Here is a 16732-nt window from a genome sequence, read left to right on the forward strand (position 1 = left end):
TCACACCTCCCTGGAGTCCGGGCCGGCGACGACGTTGGCCGGCTCCCGCTCGGCGACCACGCGCTTGGTGCGCGGGCTCGGTGGTACCTGCAGGTCCATCGGTGGCAGCGGGAAGCTGCCGTGCGGCCGGCTGTTGACCTGCTCCTGCAGCGGCGGCTTCGGCTCCTTCTTCCGGCTCGGCCAGAAGAGCGTGGCCAGCAGCAGGACGCCCGCGCCGACGCCGGTGGCGACCAGCCGGTCCCGGGTCTGCCAGTCCTCGATCGAGCGCAGGCCGGCCAGGACCAGGATCCAGACCAGGTTGATCGGGAGCAGGACCTTCCAGCCGAAGCGCATGAACTGGTCGTACCGGAGCCGGGGCAGGGTGCCCCGCAGCCAGACGAAGACGAAGACCAGGATCAGCACCTTGCCGAAGAACCAGAGCATCGGCCACCAGCCGGAGTTGGCGCCGGCCCAGAAGGTGGTGATCGGGGCCGGGGCCCGCCAGCCGCCCAGGAAGAGCGTCGTGGTGACCGCGGACATGGTCACCATCGAGACGTACTCGGAGAGCATGAAGAGCGCGAACTTCAGCGAGCTGTACTCCGTCATGAAGCCCGCGACCAGCTCCGACTCCGCCTCGGGCAGGTCGAACGGCGCCCGGTTGGTCTCACCGACCGTGGCGATGAAGAAGATGACGAAGCTCGGCAGCAGCAGGATCGCGTACCAGCCGGGGGCGGTCACGTTCCAGCCGAGGACGTCCAGCTTCGAGCCGTGCGCCTGGGCGGCGACGATCCCGCTGGTGGACATCGTGCCGGCGGTCATGAACACCGCCACGATGCTCAGCCCCATGGCGACCTCGTACGAGATCATCTGGGCGCTGGACCGCAGACCACCCAGCAGCGGGTAGGTCGAGCCGGAGGCCCAGCCGCCGAGCACGATGCCGTAGATGCCCATCGAGGAGCAGGCCAGCAGGACGAGCACCGCCACCGACACGTCGGTGACCTGCAGCGGCGTCCAGTGCCCGAAGATGCTGACCTTCGGCCCGAACGGCACCACCGACAGCGCGGTGACCGCGCAGATCACCGAGATGGTCGGCGCGAAGAAGTAGACGACCTTGTCGGCGGCCCGCGGGAGGATGTCCTCCTTGAAGGCCATCTTCAGGCCGTCGGCCAGCGTCTGCAGCAGGCCGAACGGACCGACCTGGTTCGGGCCGGGCCGCACGGCCATCCGGCCGACGACCCGACGCTCGAACCAGACGCCGAGCAGCGTGGCCAGCAGGCCGAAGACGAAGGCGAACAGGATCTTGATGAGGACCAGCCACCACGGGTCCTTGCCGAAGTCGGCCAGCGTCGGATCCTGCGCGGCCGCGAGGACCGGGCTCATCGAACACCCCCAGCGTTGAGGAGCGGACCCGGACGACCGGCCGCGTCCGCGGCCACCGCAGCGGCCGAAACCTTGACAACGTCCCCGGACGTCGCGCCGAGGCTGCGCCGGACGGTCGAGCCGGGTGAGTTGGTCGGCAGCCAGACGACGCCGTCCGGCATCTCGGTGATCGCCGCCGGCAGGGTGACCGCACCGCGCTCGGTGCCCACGGTCACCGGGTCGCCGTCGGCCACCCCGATCGCCTCGGCGGTGCCCTTGCCGAGCCGCACCACCGGCGGGCGGGCGGTCCCGGCGAGGTGCTCGTCGCCGTCGGTGAGGCTGCCCAGGTCGATCAGCTGGTGCCAGGTGGCCAGCACGGCCTCCCCGGCACCCGGCTGCGGCACGGCCTCCGGCTCCACCGCCGGGGCGCCCGGGCGGTCGACCCGGGTCGGCGGCAGCGAGCCCAGCTCACGGCGGACGCTCATCACGTCGCCGGTGCCGAGCCGGACGTCGAGCTGCGCGGCGAGCGCGTCGAGCACCCGGCCGTCGTTCATCGCGTCCGTCTCCAGCACCCGCTCGAAGGTGCGCAACCGGCCCTCCCAGTCCAGGAAGCTGCCGGCCTTCTCGACCACCGGGGCGACCGGGAGGACCACGTCCGCCCGGCGGGCCACCGCGCTCATCCGCAGCTCCAGGCTGACCAGGAACGGCACCGCGTCGAGGGCCTGCTCGGCCAGGCGCGGGTCGGCCAGGTCGGCCGGATCGACGCCGGCCACCACCAGGGCGCCGAGCTGACCGTTGGCGGCCGCGGTGAGGATGGCGTCGGTGTCCCGGCCGGCCTGACTCGGGATCACCCCGGCCGGGATGTCCCACGCCTCGCCCAGCTCGGCGCGGGCCGCGGGCTCGGTGACCGGCCGTCCGCCGGGGAGCAGGTTGGGCAGGCAGCCCGCGTCGACCGCGCCGCGGTCACCCGCGCGCCGCGGCACCCAGGCCAGCTTGGCCCCGGTACGCCGGGCGATGTCCGCCGCGGCGGAGAGCCCGCCCGGCACCGCGCCGAGCCGCTCGCCGACGATCAGGATCGCCCCCGGCTGGCCCAGCGCCTCGGCCACCGTGGCGTGCTCGGCCAGCACGCTGGCCTCCTCGCCGGGCACCACCCGGGCCAGCTTGGCCCCGAGCTTCTCCAGGCCGCGGGTCGCGAACGGCGCGATCGCGTAGACCGTGAGCTTCTTCTTCAGGTACGCCTTGCGCAGCCGCAGGAAGAGGATCGGGCACTCCTCCTCCGGCTCCAGGCCGACCAGCACCACCGCGGGCGCGTTCTCCACGTCCGGGTAGGTCACGTCGGTGACCCCGGCGACGTTGCTGGCCAGGAAGTCGGCCTCCTCGCGGGAGACCGGACGGGCCCGGAAGTCGACGTCGTTGGTGTGCAGCGCGACCCGGGCGAACTTGGCGTACGCGTACGCGTCCTCGACGGTCAGCCGGCCGCCGGTGAGCACCGCCGAGCCCTGCCCGCCGTCCCGGGCGGCCCGCAGCCCCTCGGCGGCCCGGGTCAGCGCCTCGCTCCACGACGCCTCGCGCAGCTCACCGGTCCGCTCGTCGCGGACGAGCGGGGTGGTGAGCCGGTCGAACGCCCGGGCGTACTGGAAGCCCCAGCGGCCCTTGTCGCAGTTCCACTCCTCGTTCACCGCCGGGTCGTCGCCGGCCAGCCGGCGCAGCACCTTGCCGCGCCGCCAGTCGGTGCGCTGGGCGCAACCGGCGGAGCAGTGCTCGCAGACGCTGGGGGTGGAGACCAGGTCGAACGGGCGGGCCCGGAACCGGTACTGCGCGCCGGTCAGCGCGCCCACCGGGCAGATCTGCACCGTGTTCCCGGAGAAGTACGAGTTGAACGGGACGTCCCCCTCGTCGCCCTCCTCGCCGTAAGCGTCGTCCCGGTAGATGTTGATCTCCTCGGCGGACGACCGGCCCATCAGGTCGATGAACTTGTCGCCGGCGATCTCCTCAGAGAACCGGGTGCAGCGCTGGCAGAGCACGCAGCGCTCGCGGTCGAGCAGCACCTGCGTGCTGATCTCCAGCGGCTTCACGTACTCCCGCTTGTGCTCGTGGAACCGCGAGTCCGTCCGGCCGGTGGACATCGCCTGGTTCTGCAGCGGGCACTCACCGCCCTTGTCACACATCGGGCAGTCCAGCGGGTGGTTCACCAGCAGCAGCTCCATGATCCCCGCCTGCGCCTTCTTGGCGACCGGCGAGGTGAGCTGGGTCCGGACCACCATGCCGTCGGCGACGGTCTGGGTGCAGGAGGCGACCGGCTTGCGCTGGCCCTCCACCTCCACCAGGCACTGCCGGCAGGCACCGGCCGGGGCCAGCAGCGGGTGGTCGCAGAACCGCGGGATCTCGGTCCCCAGCTGCTCGGCGACCCGGATCAGCAGCGTGCCCTTGGGCGCGGTGACCTCGACGCCGTCGATGGTGAGGGTGACGGTCTCGGTCGGCTTGGCTACGTCCGTCATCAGTGGGCTCCAACCAGCTGCTTGTCGGAGAGCTTCGGCGCGGTACGTCCCTCGATGTAGTCGAGGTAGTCCTGCTTGAAGTACTTCAGCGACGAGGTCACCGAGCTGGTCGCACCGTCACCCAGACCGCAGAACGCGCGGCCCAGGACGTTGTCGCAAGTGTCCAGCAGGGTGTCCAGGTCCTCGTAGGTGCCGTGGCCGGACAGGATGCGCCGGTAGATCCGGGCCATCCAGTAGTTGCCCTCGCGGCACGGGGTGCACTTGCCGCACGACTCGTGGTGGTAGAACTCCATCCACCGGTAGGTCGCGTACACCGGGCAGTCCTGGTCGGAGAAGATCTGCGTCGCCGTGGTGCCCAGGATCGAGCCGGCCGCCGCCACCCCCTCGAAGTCCAGCGGCACGTCCAGGTGCTCGGCGGTGAGCAGCGGGGTCGACGACCCGCCCGGGGTCCAGAACCGCAGGTTGTGCCCGGGCTGCATGCCGCCGGCCAGTTCGATCAGCTCGCGCAGGGTGACCCCCATCGAGCACTCGTACTGGCCCGGGTTGGCGATCCGGCCGGAGAGCGAGTAGATCATCGGGCCGGACGACTTCTCCGTACCCATGGTCTTCCACCAGTCGGCGCCGCCCAGCACGATGTACGGCACGCTGGCGATGGTGCCCACGTTGTTGACCACGGTCGGGCTGGCGTACAGGCCGTGGGTCGCCGGGAACGGCGGGCGCAGCCGGGGCTGGCCCCGGAAGCCCTCCAGCGAGTCCAGCAGTGCGGTCTCCTCACCGCAGATGTACGCCCCGGCGCCCGAGTGCACCACCAGGTCCAGGTCGAACCTGGAGCCGAGGATGTTCTTCCCGAGGTAGCCCTTGGCGTACGCCTCCTGAACGGCGTTGCGCAGCCGGCGGGCGGCGTGCACCGCCTCGCCGCGGATGTAGATGTAGGCGCGGTTGGCCCGGATCGCGTACGAGGCGATGATGACGCCCTCGACCAGCGAGTGCGGGTCGTGGGTCATCAGCGGCAGGTCCTTGCAGGTGCCCGGCTCGCCCTCGTCGGCGTTCACCACCAGGTAGTGCGGCTTGCCGTCGCCCTGCGGGATGAAGCCCCACTTGAGACCGGTCGGGAAGCCGGCGCCGCCGCGGCCGCGCAGCCCGGAGTCCTTGATCAGCTGGATCAGGTCGTCCGGGTGGGCCTTGAGCGCCTTGCGCAGGGCGGCGTAGCCGTCCAGCTTCTCGTAGGTGCCGATCCGCCAGGCGTCCGGCGACAGCCAGCGCTTGGTCAGCACCGGCGTCAGCTTGGCCAGCGTCTCCGGCCGAGGAGTGGTCACTTCTGGCCCCCCGTCTCGCTCGCGACCGCCGGGCCCGCGCCGTTCGCGCCCGCCCCGGCCTCCGCTTCCTTCAGGTTGCGCTGCTGCGCACCGGCGTCGTCGCCGGCCGGCTTGGCGTCACCGGCCGGCGGGTTGGCCGCCGCGCCGGCCGCCTCGGCCGCCTGCGCGTCGCGGGGCGCCGGCGGCGCACCGTCGGTCGGGACCTTGGTGCCCGGGGCGTCCGGGACGGCCGTGCCGGCGTCCGGCTGCCGGGTCTCGGCGGTACGCACCTGCGGCGACTTGGCGTCCGGCGCCTTGACGTCGGGCGCGGTGCTGCCGGAGGCCGCCTTGGCCGGCTCGGGCGCCGGGGCCGGCTTCGCGGCCTCGGCCTTCGCCTTCGCCTCGGCGGCGGCCTTGTCGGCCTCGGCCTTGCTGCGGATCGGCGTGTTCGGGTCGTAGCCCGGCACCGAGATGCCGTGCTGCTCGGCCAGGCGCAGCCCGCGCAGGCTCGGCTCGCCGGGCCCGCCGTCGGCCACCGCGCCCTCGCGCTCGTCGGCGAAACCGGCGAGCTGGATCGCCATCTCCTTCAGGGTGCAGAGCCGGGCGCCCCGGGTCGGCATCGGCCGGCCACCGGCGCGCAGCTCGTCGACCACGCCCACCGCGGTCTGCGCGTCGACGTTGTCGAAGAAGTCGTAGTTGACGGTCATCACCGGGCCGTAGTCGCACGCCGCCAGGCACTCGGCGTGCTCCAGGGTGATCTTGCCGTCCCCGGTGGTCTCGTCGTGCCCGACGCCGAGGTGCTCGGCGAGGGTGTCGTAGACCTCCTGGCCGCCCAGCACGTTGCACATCGTGTTGGTGCAGACGCTGACCAGGTAGTCACCGGTGGGCTTGCGCTTGTACATGGTGTAGAAGGTGGCCACCGCGCCGACCTGGGCCTTGTTCAGGCCGAGCACCTCGGCGCAGAACTCGACGCCGGCCGGGGAGACGTACCCCTCCTCGGACTGGACCAGGTGCAGCAGCGGCAGCAGGGCCGAGCGGGACCGGTCCGCCGGGTAGCGGGCGATGATCTCCCGCGCCCGGGCCCGGGTCTCTTCAGTGAAAACGCTCATCGGTCACATCCGCCCATCACGGGGTCCAGCGAGGCGCCACCGGCGATCACGTCGGCGATCAGGCCGCCCTCGGCCATCGCCGGGAGGGCCTGCAGGTTGACGAAGCTCGGCTCCCGGTAGTGCACCCGGTACGGCCGGGTGCCGCCGTCCGAGACCGCGTGCACGCCCAGCTCGCCGCGGGGCGACTCGATGCCGACGTACACCTGGCCCGGCGGGACCCGGAAGCCCTCGGTGACGAGCTTGAAGTGGTGGATCAACGACTCCATCGACTGACCCATGATCTTGGCGACGTGCTCCAGCGAGTTGCCCATGCCGTCGACGCCGATGGCCAGCTGGGCCGGCCAGGCGATCTTCCGGTCGGACACCATCACCGGGCCCGGCTTGAGCCGGTCCAGCGCCTGCTCGACCAGCTTCAGCGACTCGCGCATCTCGGCGAGCCGGACCAGGTAGCGGCCCCAGACGTCGCCGTCGGTGTGGGTGGGGACGTCGAACTCGTACGTCTCGTAACCGCAGTACGGCATGGTCTTGCGCAGGTCCCAGGCGAGACCGGCGGAACGGAGCACCGGGCCGGTGACGCCGAGCGCGACGCAGGCGGTCACGTCGAGCACCGCCACGTTCTTGGTGCGCTCGATCCAGATCGGCTGGCCGGAGAGCAGGTCCTCGTACTCCTTGAGCTTCTTCGGCATCAGCTTGAGGAAGTCGCGGATCTTGGCGATCGCCTCGTCCGGCACGTCCTGCGCCACCCCGCCCGGCCGCACGTACGCGTGGTTCATGCGCAGGCCGGTGATGGTCTCGAAGATGTCGAGGATGTACTCCCGCTCGCGGAAGCCGTACAACATCATGTTGATCGCGCCCAGCTCCATGCCGGTGGTGGCCAGCCAGACCAGGTGCGAGGAGATCCGGTTGAGCTCCATCATCAGCACCCGGATGGTGGTGGCGCGCTCGGTGATGTCGTCGGTGATGCCGAGCAGCTTCTCCACCGCCAGCGCGTACGCCGTCTCGTTGAACAGCGGGGAGAGGTAGTCCATCCGGGTCACGAAGGTCGAGCCCTGGACCCAGTTGCGGAACTCCAGGTTCTTCTCGATGCCGGTGTGCAGGTAGCCGACGACCGAGCGGGCCTCACGGACCGTCTCGCCCTCCAGCTCCAGGATCAGCCGGAGCACGCCGTGCGTGGACGGGTGCTGCGGACCCATGTTGACGACGATCCGCTCGTCGTTGATCGGGTCCGTGCCGGAGACGACCTGGTCCCAGTCCCCGCCGGTGACGGTGAAGACCTTGCCCTCGGTGGTCTCGCGCTCGGTCGCGTAGTTCGAGGTGGTCACTGGTAAGACCTCCGCTTGTCTGGCGGGGGGATCTCCGCGCCCTTGTACTCGACGGGCACGCCGCCGAGGGGGTAGTCCTTGCGCTGCGGGTGCCCCTCCCAGTCGTCCGGCATGAGGATCCGGGTCAGGGCGGGGTGGCCGTCGAAGACGACGCCGAACATGTCGTACGTCTCCCGCTCCTGCCAGTCGGCGGTCGGGTAGACGCCGGTGACGCTCGGCAGGTGCGGGTCCTCGGCGGAGACCGCAGCCTCCAGCCGGACCCGGCGCCGGTAGGTCATCGAGGTGAGCTGGTAGACCACGTGCAGCCGGCGCCCGTCCGCGCCCAGGTAGTCCACGCCGGACACCGAGGAGCAGAGTTCGAAGCGCAGCGCCAGGTCGTCGCGCATCACCTGGCAGACCTCGGCGATCCGCTCCGGCCGGACGTGCAGGGTCAGCTCGCCCCGGTCGACCACGACCTTCTCGATCGCGTCGCCGAACTCGGGGTACGCCTCCTCCAGCGCGTCCCGGACCTCGTCGAAGTAACCGCCGTACGGCCGGGGGCTCTCCTCGATCGGCCTGCGCGGCCGCACCAGGCCGCCGTAGCCGGAGACGTCGCCGCTGCCGTGCACGCCGAACATGCCGCGCCCGGCCGGGCTGGCCGGCGGGTACTCGGCCGGGGCGGTGCTGCTGGCGCCGGCCGGCGTCACCGGGACCGGTACGCCCCCGGTGCTGTTGCTGTCGTTGCTCACTTCGGGCCCCCGTGTGCGTGGAGGTGGTTCTGCGCCTTCATCCAGTTCTCGATCCGCAGCTGCTCCTCGCGGCCCTCGCGGACCGCCTTGGTCCACTCGGCGCGCCGGGCCTTGTCGCTGCGGTACGAGGACGGCATCGAGCCGTACGGCACCACGGGCACGTCACCGCGCTCCTTGCGGGCCTCGAGCATCTTCCGCCCGTTCGGGCCGAGCGGCTCGTACATGATCTTCTCGCGGAGCTTGAGGACCGCGTCGATGAGCATCTCGGGCCGGGGCGGGCAGCCCGGGAGGTACATGTCGACCGGCACGATGTGGTCCACGCCCTGCACGATCGCGTAGTTGTTGAACATGCCGCCGCTGCTGGCGCAGACGCCCATCGAGATGACCCAGCGAGGCTCGGCCATCTGGTCGTAGATCTGGCGCAGCACCGGGGCCATCTTCTGGCTGACCCGGCCGGCCACGATCATCAGGTCCGCCTGCCGGGGCGAGGCGCGGAAGACCTCCATGCCCCAGCGGCCCATGTCGTAGTGCGGGCCACCGGCCGCCATCATCTCGATGGCGCAGCAGGCCAGGCCGAAGGTCGCGCCCCAGACGGACGACTTCCGTGACCAGTTGACCAGCTTCTCCACGGAGGTGAGCAGGACGCCGGCGGGAAGTTTCTCCTCGATACCCATTCGCGTGCCTCCCTCAGTCCCAGTCCAGGCCGCCGCGCCGCCAGACGTAGGCGTACGCGACGAAGACCGCGACGATGAACAGGACCATCTCCACGAAGCCGAAGATCGGCAGGGCGTCGAAGGAGACCGCCCAGGGGTAGAGGAAGATGATCTCGATATCGAAGACGATGAAGAGCATCGCCACGAGGTAGAACTTGATCGGGAACCGGCCACCGCCGACCGGCTGCGGGCTCGGCTCGATGCCGCACTCGTACGCCTCGAGCTTGGCCTTGTTCAGTCGCCGGGGACCGGCGAATCGGGCGGCGGCCACGGAGAACAGCGAGAACCCCGCAGCGAGGGCGAACAGCCCGATGATCGGTGCGTAAGGAGAGAGCGTCATCGTGGTCTCCTGCTCGTCCTTCCCTGGCCTCGGTGGTTGGCGAAAATCACACTATTCACGTCCCTCGTGACCTCGGTCGGCGGGGTCGATCTTTGTCCTGCCCAGGGGCCGTCATGGACCCCGGGCCGGTGGTCCTACACGGCCGGTGCCACCCGCGTCATCGCGTTGATCACCCGGTCCATCGCGTCCCCGCCCCGGGGGTCGGTCAGGTTGGCCAGCAGCTTGAGCACGAAGCGCATCAGCATCGGGTGGGGCATGCCGTGCTTGGTGGCCAGCCGCATGACCTCCGGCCGGCCGATCAGCTTCACGAAGATCCCGCCCAGCCGGTAGTAGCCGCCGAACCGCGCCTTGAGCTCCTGCGGGTACGCCATCAGCGCCCGCTCCCGCTCCGCGCCGGCGGGCCGGGCGAGCGCCTGCACCATCACCTCGGCGGCCAGCTCGCCGGACTCCATCGCGTACGCGATGCCCTCGCCGTTGAACGGGTTGACCATGCCGCCGGAGTCGCCGACCAGCAGGACGCCGCGGGTGTAGTGCGGGACCCGGTTGAAGCCCATCGGGAGCGCGGCGCCGAGGGTCGGCCCTTCCGCGTTGGTCTCGTCGGTCATCCCCCAGTCCTCGGGGGTGTTGGCCAGCCAGTCGGTGAGCAGCCGCCGGTAGTTGGTCCGGCCGAAGGCGGCGGAGGAGTTGAGCACGCCGAGACCGACGTTGACCCGGCCGTCACCGAGGCCGAAGATCCAGCCGTAGCCGGGGAGCAGCTCGTCGCTGCCCTTGGCCCGCAGCTCCAGCCACGACTCCAGGTAGTCGTCGTCGTGCTTGGCGGGCGAGCGGTAGTAGCGGCGGACGGCGACGCCGATCGGCCGGTCCTCCCGCTTGGCCAGGCCGAGGGCGAGCGGGAAACGGCCGGATACGCCGTCCGCGGCGACCACCAGCGGGGCGTGGAAGGTGGCGGGTTCCTTCTCCGGCCCCACCTCGGCCTGCACGCCGATCACCCGGTCGTCCGCGTCCAGCACCGGACCCATCACGTTCACGCTGGTCCGCAGCTTCGCCCCGGCGGCGACGGCCCGCTGGGCGAGCAGGTCGTCGAAGTCGAGCCGGGTCCGGACCAGGCCGTAGTTGGGGAAGCTGGCCAGATCCGGCCAGTCCAGTTCCAGGCGTACCCCGCCACCGATCACCCGGAGGCCCTTGTTGTGCAGCCAGCCGGCCTCGGGCGAGGTGTCCACGCCCATCCGGATGAGCTGCCGCACGGCGCGCGGGGTCAGCCCGTCGCCGCAGACCTTCTCCCGGGGAAACTCGGTCTTCTCCAGCAGCAGCACGCGCACGCCGTGCCGCGCCAGGTGGTACGCGGTTGCCGATCCTCCGGGACCGGCGCCCACGACGATCACGTCGGCGTCGTTCTCCACCGCGGTCATCTGCGCCTCCTCCCGCATGCTCGTGAAATGCTTCACAAGCCGATCGGGTTGGAGTCTATGACCGGGGTCATACGACTAGGTGGTGAGGGGTACCTAACTTCCCGGAAACGTGCCGGTCGGGGTCCATTTCGACGTCACGGCTGGGCCGCTTTCGCAGGTCCCAGGCCGGCATCGACCCGGATGGTCTCGGGCAGGTGCTCGCGCAGCGCGCCCCCGGCGGCCCGGTCGAGCGCGGCCAGCACCTCGGCCACCACCTGACGGACGTCGGCGGGATCCGCGCCGGCCAGCTCCTTCAGCTGGGCGATGAGTTCGGCGGCGTCGTCGTCCGTGGCCGCCTGGTCTGGTCCCGTCATGCGGGCGAGCCTACGGGGCAAAGTAGACGAAAAACGGATATTCACGAAAAGAGCAGGTTATCCCCTGCTGTCGGCCTCAGTCCCGGATCGCCCGGTGCAGCGCCGCCAGCCCGCCGGTCAGGTTCCGCCACGCGACCCGCCCCCAGCCGGCCTCCTCGATCAGCGCCGCCAGGGCGGCCTGGTCCGGCCAGGCCCGGATCGACTCGATCAGGTAGACGTACGCGTCGGGGTTGCTGGAGACCACCCGGGCGGCGGCCGGCAGCCATCGCATCAGGTACGACAGGTACGCGGTGCGGAAGAACGGGTTGGCCGGATGGCTCAGCTCGCAGATCACCAGCCGGCCGCCCGGGCGGGTCACCCGGGCGAACTCGCGCAGCGCCGCCCGGGTGTCGACCACGTTGCGCAGCGCGAAGGAGATGGTCACCGCGTCGAAGGTGGCGTCCGGGAAGGGGAGCCGCAGCGCGTCGCCGGCCAGCAGCGGCACGTACGGCCGGGTCCGGCGGCCGGCCTGGAGCATGCCGAGGGAGAGGTCGGCGCCGACCGCGTACGCGCCGGAACGGCTCAACTCCTCGGTGGAGACGCCCGTCCCCGCCCCCACGTCCAGCACCCGCTCCCCCGGGCGCAGGCCGAGCGCCTCCCGGGTGGCCCGCCGCCAGGCCCGGTCCCGACCGGCGGTCATCACCGTGTTCGTCAGGTCGTAGCGGGCGGCCACGCCGTCGAACATCGCGGCGACCTCGTGCGGCTGCTTGTCCAGGCTGGCGCGCTGGCCCTGCGGGGTACGGCTCACCCCTCCACTCTGCCAGCCGGTCCCCGACCGGCGGCCCCCGGGTACGCCGAGGGGCGGGATGGTCAGCCATCCCGCCCCTCGTCGGTCACCGGTCAGTCGTCGGACGTCTCGTCGCCCGGGGCCACCACGACCACGCGGCGTCGACGGGACAGCACCATCAGCACGGCACCGGCCAGCAGGACGGCCGCGCCGATCCCGCCGATCAGTCCGGCCTGCACACCGGTCACCGGCAGGCCGCCGCCACCACCGGCGCCGCCACCGGTGGTCGGGCTCGCGGTGGGCTGGGCGGTCGGCGTACCGCCGGGAGTCGGCTCCGCCGACGGCGTCGGGGTCGGAGTCGGCTCGGGGCTGGGCTGCGTGGTCAGGTCGACGAACACGTCGAACTGGGCGGCGTTGTCGCCGTCGTCGGCCTCGCTGAACGTCTTGCGCTGCGCCTTGCTGGCCACCTGCGGCTGCTCGGCCGGCACGCCCGCTACGGCGTCCAGCCCCTCGGCGAAGAAGAAACCGGGGCGGAGCACCGGCTCGGTCACCTCCGCGCCGACCTTCACCCGCACGTCGGCGGTGTAGTACTCGCCCGGCCGCAGCACCACCCCGCTGTCCTCGCAGTACGCCTGGGCGAGGCCGCCCAGCACCTGCTCGGCGCAGCCCTCGGGCAGCTCGGCGAAGCTGACGCCGGCCGGCAGGAAGATGCCGTACGCGAGGCCGGTGGCCTTGCGACTGCCGTCGTTGTAGACCGCCCAGTCCAGCGGCGCGGTCTCACCCGGCTTGACCGGCCGCAGCCCCGACTCGCCGGCCTCGTCGGCGTCGACCGTCACGTCCGCGTACACGTCCTGCACCCAGGAGGTGAGGTCGTAGCCGGGCTTGGTGACGGTGATGTCGTGCTCGACGGTGTTGTTCTCCAGGTCGGGGTCGGCGGTGGCCGCGCTGATGGTCACCACCAGCGTGCCGCCGGCGCCCTTGCCACCGGTGGAGAAGAGCGGGATGCCGAAGTCCTCGGTGGTGCCGGCGGCCAGGTCGCCGAGGAGGCAGCTGAACCGGGTGCCGTCGGTGTCGCAGCCGGCGGGGACGAGGACGCCGACCTTCTTGTCCTTGAGGCCCTTGGTCTCGACGGTGACCCGGACGTCCTTGGCGTCGACCGTGCCCGTGGTGTTGTCCACCTGGAACTTGAACGGCTTGGCCTTGGCCTCCTTGACGCCCTTGGCCAGCTGGTAGCTGAGCGGGATCAGCTGGAGGTCGGCCTGGTCGGCGGCGTGCGCCGGCGCGGCCACGGCGGTGAGGCCGCCGGCGGCGAGCAGCGCCACGACGCCGGCCCGGGCCAGGGTTGAACGATGGGTGAAAGTCATGAATCCCCCGGGGTAAGGGACGTGCGCGAGGTTGCGGACGTACGCGCACGTGGTTGCGGGACGGAGGGACGGTACCGAAGCGACGTCACGCCACGCCAGAGGCACGTCGGTGAATGTCGTTCGTCTCGTCCGGACGGTGGACACAGCAGGGGCGGAATGGTGCGACCATCCCGCCCCTGCTGCCGTGCGTTATGTGAACGGCCCTCATGGGCCGATGGAGGACGATCCTCAGTCAGTCGGCTTCTCGTCACCGGGCGTCACGAGGAGCACCCGGCGCCGCCGCGTCGTGAGGAAGAGTACGGTGCCCGCGGCCAGCACGAAAGCCCCGATCGCACCGATCAGCCCGGCCTTCGGGCCGGTCACCGGCAGTCCGTCGTCCTGGCCACCGCCCGTGTCACCACCGCCACCGCCACCGCCACCGCCGGCGGCGGCCGCGGTCACGACGACGGCGAAGTCATCCGCGTTGTCGCTCTCGTCTATCTCCCGGCGGAGCGCCGAGCCGACGGAAGCCTTGTGCAGGAACCACGGCAGGGCGCTGTGCTGCCCCTCGCTGGGCGGGCCGTTGTCCACCCCCACGGACACCGACACCGTTCCGCCGGACAGGGTCACCGGCGCCTTGACCCCGGCCGAGACCGTCACGGGAAGGATGACCACGACCGGCTCGTGCGGCACCAACTCGGCGTCCACCGGGCACAGGAAGTTCCGCTTGTCGTCGCTGAATCCGCACTCCTCGCTCTGGATACCGTCGAAGGTCACCCCCTTCGGCACGGTCATCCTCAGGGTGATGTTGCTGATCACCGAGTCGCCCTGGTTGTCGAGGTACGCGAGGACCACCGTCTTGTCACCCGGGTTCAGCGGCGCGCCCGCCAGGTTGCCCGCACGGGCGTCCTCGAGGGAGATCTCCCGCTTGATGTCGGGGGCCACCACGGTCAGGTCGGCGCCGTTCTCGGTGGACAGTTCCACCTCGTACTCGTCGGCGTTGTCCGCCGGGTTGGCGTCGGTGAGCGGCTTGCCCTCGTTCCACGGCACCACGCCGACGGCGAGTGTGGTCCGGTACGGCTCGGTCAGCTTGTCGGTGGTCTTGAAGACCAGCAGCGGCACCTCGACGGTCTCGCCCGGCCCGGGGATCTGGTCCCCGCGCAGCGGGCAGTTCCACTGGTCGTCCTTCTCGTCGCCGTCGACGTCGCAGCCGTCCAGCAGCGGGTCGATCCGCACCTTCGAGTAGTCGAAGTCCCGGGCGGTGTAGTCGATCGCGATGAGGTCGGGCGTGACGGTGCCGTGGTTGCTGACCTTCACCACCGCGATCTTGTCGGTGGTGCCGGCGGCGAGCCGGGTGCCGACGACATCGACGGCGATGTCGACCACCGACTCCTCGGCGTGGGCGGGCGCCGCCGGCAGGACGAGACCGGTGGCGAGGAGGACGGCGGCACCGAGCCGGGCCGTCGATCGACGGTGCGGGGTCATGGGCGCTCCGGTGAGGCGTGGCTGACAGGCCGCACCGGACACTAGTCGCCGGCGCCGCGCCGCGCCGCCCATCACCGCCGTTCGCTGGGCGATACCCGCCGAACGTCCACCGTGAACCTCCCCCGGACGATCGAGGGAGACCTATCGGCTCAGTTGACCTCGACGAGCGGCAGCGCCCGGCCGGCCCCGCCGCCCGGCAGGGCGATCGAGGAGAAGTGCGAGACCACCCGGTCGTCGCTCGGGTCGTCGGCCGGCGTCCAGTGCACCGCGAGCCGGTTGTAGAGGGTGTCCCGCTGCGCCGGGATCCGGTCGGCCGTACGGATCATGCCGATCAGCTCGTGCAGGTTGGAGCGGTGCCGGGCACCGGCGGAGGAGATCACGTTCTCCTCCAGCATGATCGAGCCCAGGTCGTCCACGCCCATGTGCAGGGCGAGCTGCCCGACGTCCTTGCCGGTGGTCAGCCAGGACGCCTGCAGGTGCGGCACCGTCTCGAAGAAGAGCCGGGCCACCGCGATCAGCCGCAGGTATTCCATGGTCGTGGCCTGGGTGCGGCCCTTGAGGTGATTGTTCTCCGGCTGGTACGTCCAGGGGATGAAGGCCCGGAAGCCGCCGGTCCGGTCCTGCACGTCGCGGATCATGCGCAGGTGCTCGATCCGCTCGGCGTTGGTCTCGCCGGTGCCCATCATCATGGTCGCGGTCGACTCCAGGCCCTGCCGGTGCGCCAGCTCCATGACCTCCAGCCAGCGGGCCCCGGACTCCTTCAGCGGCGCGATCGCCTTGCGCGGCCGGTCCGGCAGCATCTCGGCGCCGGCGCCGGCGATCGAGTCCAGCCCGGCGGTCTTGATCCGGGCGATCGCCTCGTCCAGGCTCACGCCGGAGACCTTGGCCATGTGCAGGATCTCGCTCGGGCCGATCGAGTGGATGGCGAGCTGCGGGTACGCCTTCTTGACCGCGGAGAACAGCTCCTCGTAGTACTCCACGCCGTAGTCCGGGTGGTGGCCGCCCTGGAGCATCACCTGGGTGGCGCCCAGCTCGACCGCCTCGCCGCACCGGCGCAGGATCTCCTCGGTGGGGTGGGTCCACCCCTCCTTGTGCTTCGGCGCCCGGTAGAAGGCGCAGAACTTGCACGCCGTCACGCAGACGTTCGTGTAGTTGATGTTGCGGTCGATCAGGTAGGTGACGATGTTGTCCGGGTAGCGCCGCCGGCGCACCGCGTCCGCCGCCTCGCCCAGCGCGTGGAAGGGCGCCTCGGTGTAGAGCAGCAGGGCCTCCTCGGGCGTGATCCGCCCGCCGTCCGCGCCGCGCTGCAGGATGTCGTCGATCTCCCGGCTCACCGTCACGTTCCCGAGCCTACGTCGCCCCTCCGGACGCCGGCACGCCACTCCACCCCCGGGTGACGGACGCCCCACCGGCCGGCTCAGGCCATGCCGGGGCTGGCCACCGGCAGACCGACCCGCTTGGCCGCGTCCAGGAGCGGCCGGTCGTAGGTGACGAAGGCGACGCCCGGTTCGCCGGATCGACGGGACACCGCGGGCGCCGATCCTCACCTATGGTGCGGTGTCCTCTCAGGCTTCTCCCAGGGAAGAGTCGTGACCGCACCCTTCACCAACCCACCACCCGTCCCGCCCGCGGTGCCCGGCCGGCCCGTGTTCCAGCGGGCCGCGGCACTCGGCCTCCTCGTGCCGGTGGCGATCGCCGGCGTGGTCGCCTGGGGAATCTCCACCGACCCGTCCTACGCGGAGGTCGGCGACTGCGTCCGCGCCGACGGGCCGAGCACGAGCCCGGATGTCAGCGTGGTCGACTGCGGCGACCCGACTGCCGGCTACGTCGTGGTGGGCAAGGTCGAGGACAGCGCCGACGACGCCCGGTGCGCGCAGTTCCCCGGCACGGTGGCCAGCTACACCGAGCAGCGCGACTCGCGGGAGCTGCTGCTCTGCCTCGGCGAGAACGGTTGAGGAGCGCCGCCGGGAGGCGGCCCATCTCGCGGCGCCGCTAGGAACTTGATGACGTGGACGACTCAGCCCCGGGGTGGC

The 16732-nt window shown here is 71.4% G+C and carries 15 protein-coding genes; 1 reads left to right on the plus strand and 14 read right to left on the minus strand.

Annotation, left to right across the window (positions count from 1 at the left end; translation table 11 throughout):
* The 14 genes from nuoH to mqnC form a co-directional block, all read right to left on the minus strand.
* Positions 1-1359 carry an NADH-quinone oxidoreductase subunit NuoH gene (nuoH, locus tag EFE23_RS00650; RefSeq protein ID WP_123238868.1) on the minus strand — a complete coding sequence of 453 codons (1359 nt, stop codon included), beginning with the start codon at positions 1357-1359 and terminating at the stop codon, positions 1-3.
* Positions 1356-3836, minus strand: a complete 2481-nt coding sequence (locus EFE23_RS00655) for an NADH-quinone oxidoreductase subunit G (protein WP_123238869.1) — start codon at positions 3834-3836, stop codon at positions 1356-1358. The genes nuoH and EFE23_RS00655 overlap by 4 nt, the downstream gene beginning before the upstream one ends.
* Positions 3836-5152 (minus strand): NADH-quinone oxidoreductase subunit NuoF, encoded by a 1317-nt coding sequence (nuoF, locus tag EFE23_RS00660; protein ID WP_123238870.1) that lies wholly within the window; start codon positions 5150-5152, stop codon positions 3836-3838. Before nuoF ends, EFE23_RS00655 begins: the two co-directional genes overlap by 1 nt.
* The gene (nuoE, locus tag EFE23_RS00665; protein WP_123238871.1) at positions 5149-6240 is read right to left on the minus strand and encodes an NADH-quinone oxidoreductase subunit NuoE; all 1092 of its coding nucleotides are present in this window, start codon (positions 6238-6240) and stop codon (positions 5149-5151) included. The genes nuoF and nuoE overlap by 4 nt, the downstream gene beginning before the upstream one ends.
* Positions 6237-7562 (minus strand): NADH-quinone oxidoreductase subunit D, encoded by a 1326-nt coding sequence (locus EFE23_RS00670; protein ID WP_123238872.1) that lies wholly within the window; start codon positions 7560-7562, stop codon positions 6237-6239. Before EFE23_RS00670 ends, nuoE begins: the two co-directional genes overlap by 4 nt.
* On the minus strand, positions 7559-8290 hold the full coding sequence (locus EFE23_RS00675; RefSeq protein WP_123238873.1) for an NADH-quinone oxidoreductase subunit C: 732 nt from the start codon (positions 8288-8290) through the stop codon (positions 7559-7561). Before EFE23_RS00675 ends, EFE23_RS00670 begins: the two co-directional genes overlap by 4 nt.
* On the minus strand, positions 8287-8964 hold the full coding sequence (locus EFE23_RS00680; protein ID WP_123238874.1) for a NuoB/complex I 20 kDa subunit family protein: 678 nt from the start codon (positions 8962-8964) through the stop codon (positions 8287-8289). Before EFE23_RS00680 ends, EFE23_RS00675 begins: the two co-directional genes overlap by 4 nt.
* A gap of 13 nt (positions 8965-8977) precedes the next feature.
* Entirely contained in the window at positions 8978-9343 is a 366-nt protein-coding gene (locus EFE23_RS00685) for an NADH-quinone oxidoreductase subunit A (protein ID WP_123238875.1), read from the minus strand.
* A 134-nt stretch (positions 9344-9477) separates the two neighbouring features.
* The gene (locus EFE23_RS00690) at positions 9478-10752 is read right to left on the minus strand and encodes a geranylgeranyl reductase family protein (protein WP_123238923.1); all 1275 of its coding nucleotides are present in this window, start codon (positions 10750-10752) and stop codon (positions 9478-9480) included.
* 134 nt (positions 10753-10886) lie between these two features.
* Positions 10887-11105: a hypothetical protein gene (locus tag EFE23_RS00695; RefSeq protein WP_123238876.1), complete on the minus strand. Its 219-nt coding sequence runs from the start codon at positions 11103-11105 to the stop codon at positions 10887-10889.
* A gap of 76 nt (positions 11106-11181) precedes the next feature.
* Positions 11182-11892, minus strand: coding sequence for a demethylmenaquinone methyltransferase (locus tag EFE23_RS00700; RefSeq protein ID WP_123238877.1), 711 nt, complete (start codon positions 11890-11892; stop codon positions 11182-11184).
* A 92-nt stretch (positions 11893-11984) separates the two neighbouring features.
* On the minus strand, positions 11985-13235 hold the full coding sequence (locus EFE23_RS00705) for a COG1361 family protein (protein ID WP_123238878.1): 1251 nt from the start codon (positions 13233-13235) through the stop codon (positions 11985-11987).
* Between the two features lie 228 nt (positions 13236-13463).
* Positions 13464-14699, minus strand: coding sequence for a hypothetical protein (locus EFE23_RS00710; protein ID WP_123238879.1), 1236 nt, complete (start codon positions 14697-14699; stop codon positions 13464-13466).
* Between the two features lie 149 nt (positions 14700-14848).
* Entirely contained in the window at positions 14849-16039 is a 1191-nt protein-coding gene (gene mqnC / locus EFE23_RS00715) for a cyclic dehypoxanthinyl futalosine synthase (RefSeq protein WP_123238880.1), read from the minus strand.
* A 249-nt stretch (positions 16040-16288) separates the two neighbouring features.
* Between mqnC and EFE23_RS00720 the strand changes: the two genes are divergently transcribed.
* Positions 16289-16654 carry an LppU/SCO3897 family protein gene (locus tag EFE23_RS00720; RefSeq protein ID WP_123238881.1) on the plus strand — a complete coding sequence of 122 codons (366 nt, stop codon included), beginning with the start codon at positions 16289-16291 and terminating at the stop codon, positions 16652-16654.
* The last annotated feature ends 78 nt before the right edge of the window (positions 16655-16732 follow it).

Source organism: Micromonospora solifontis (assembly GCF_003725545.1).
In the GTDB taxonomy this organism is placed as follows: domain Bacteria; phylum Actinomycetota; class Actinomycetes; order Mycobacteriales; family Micromonosporaceae; genus Micromonospora; species Micromonospora solifontis.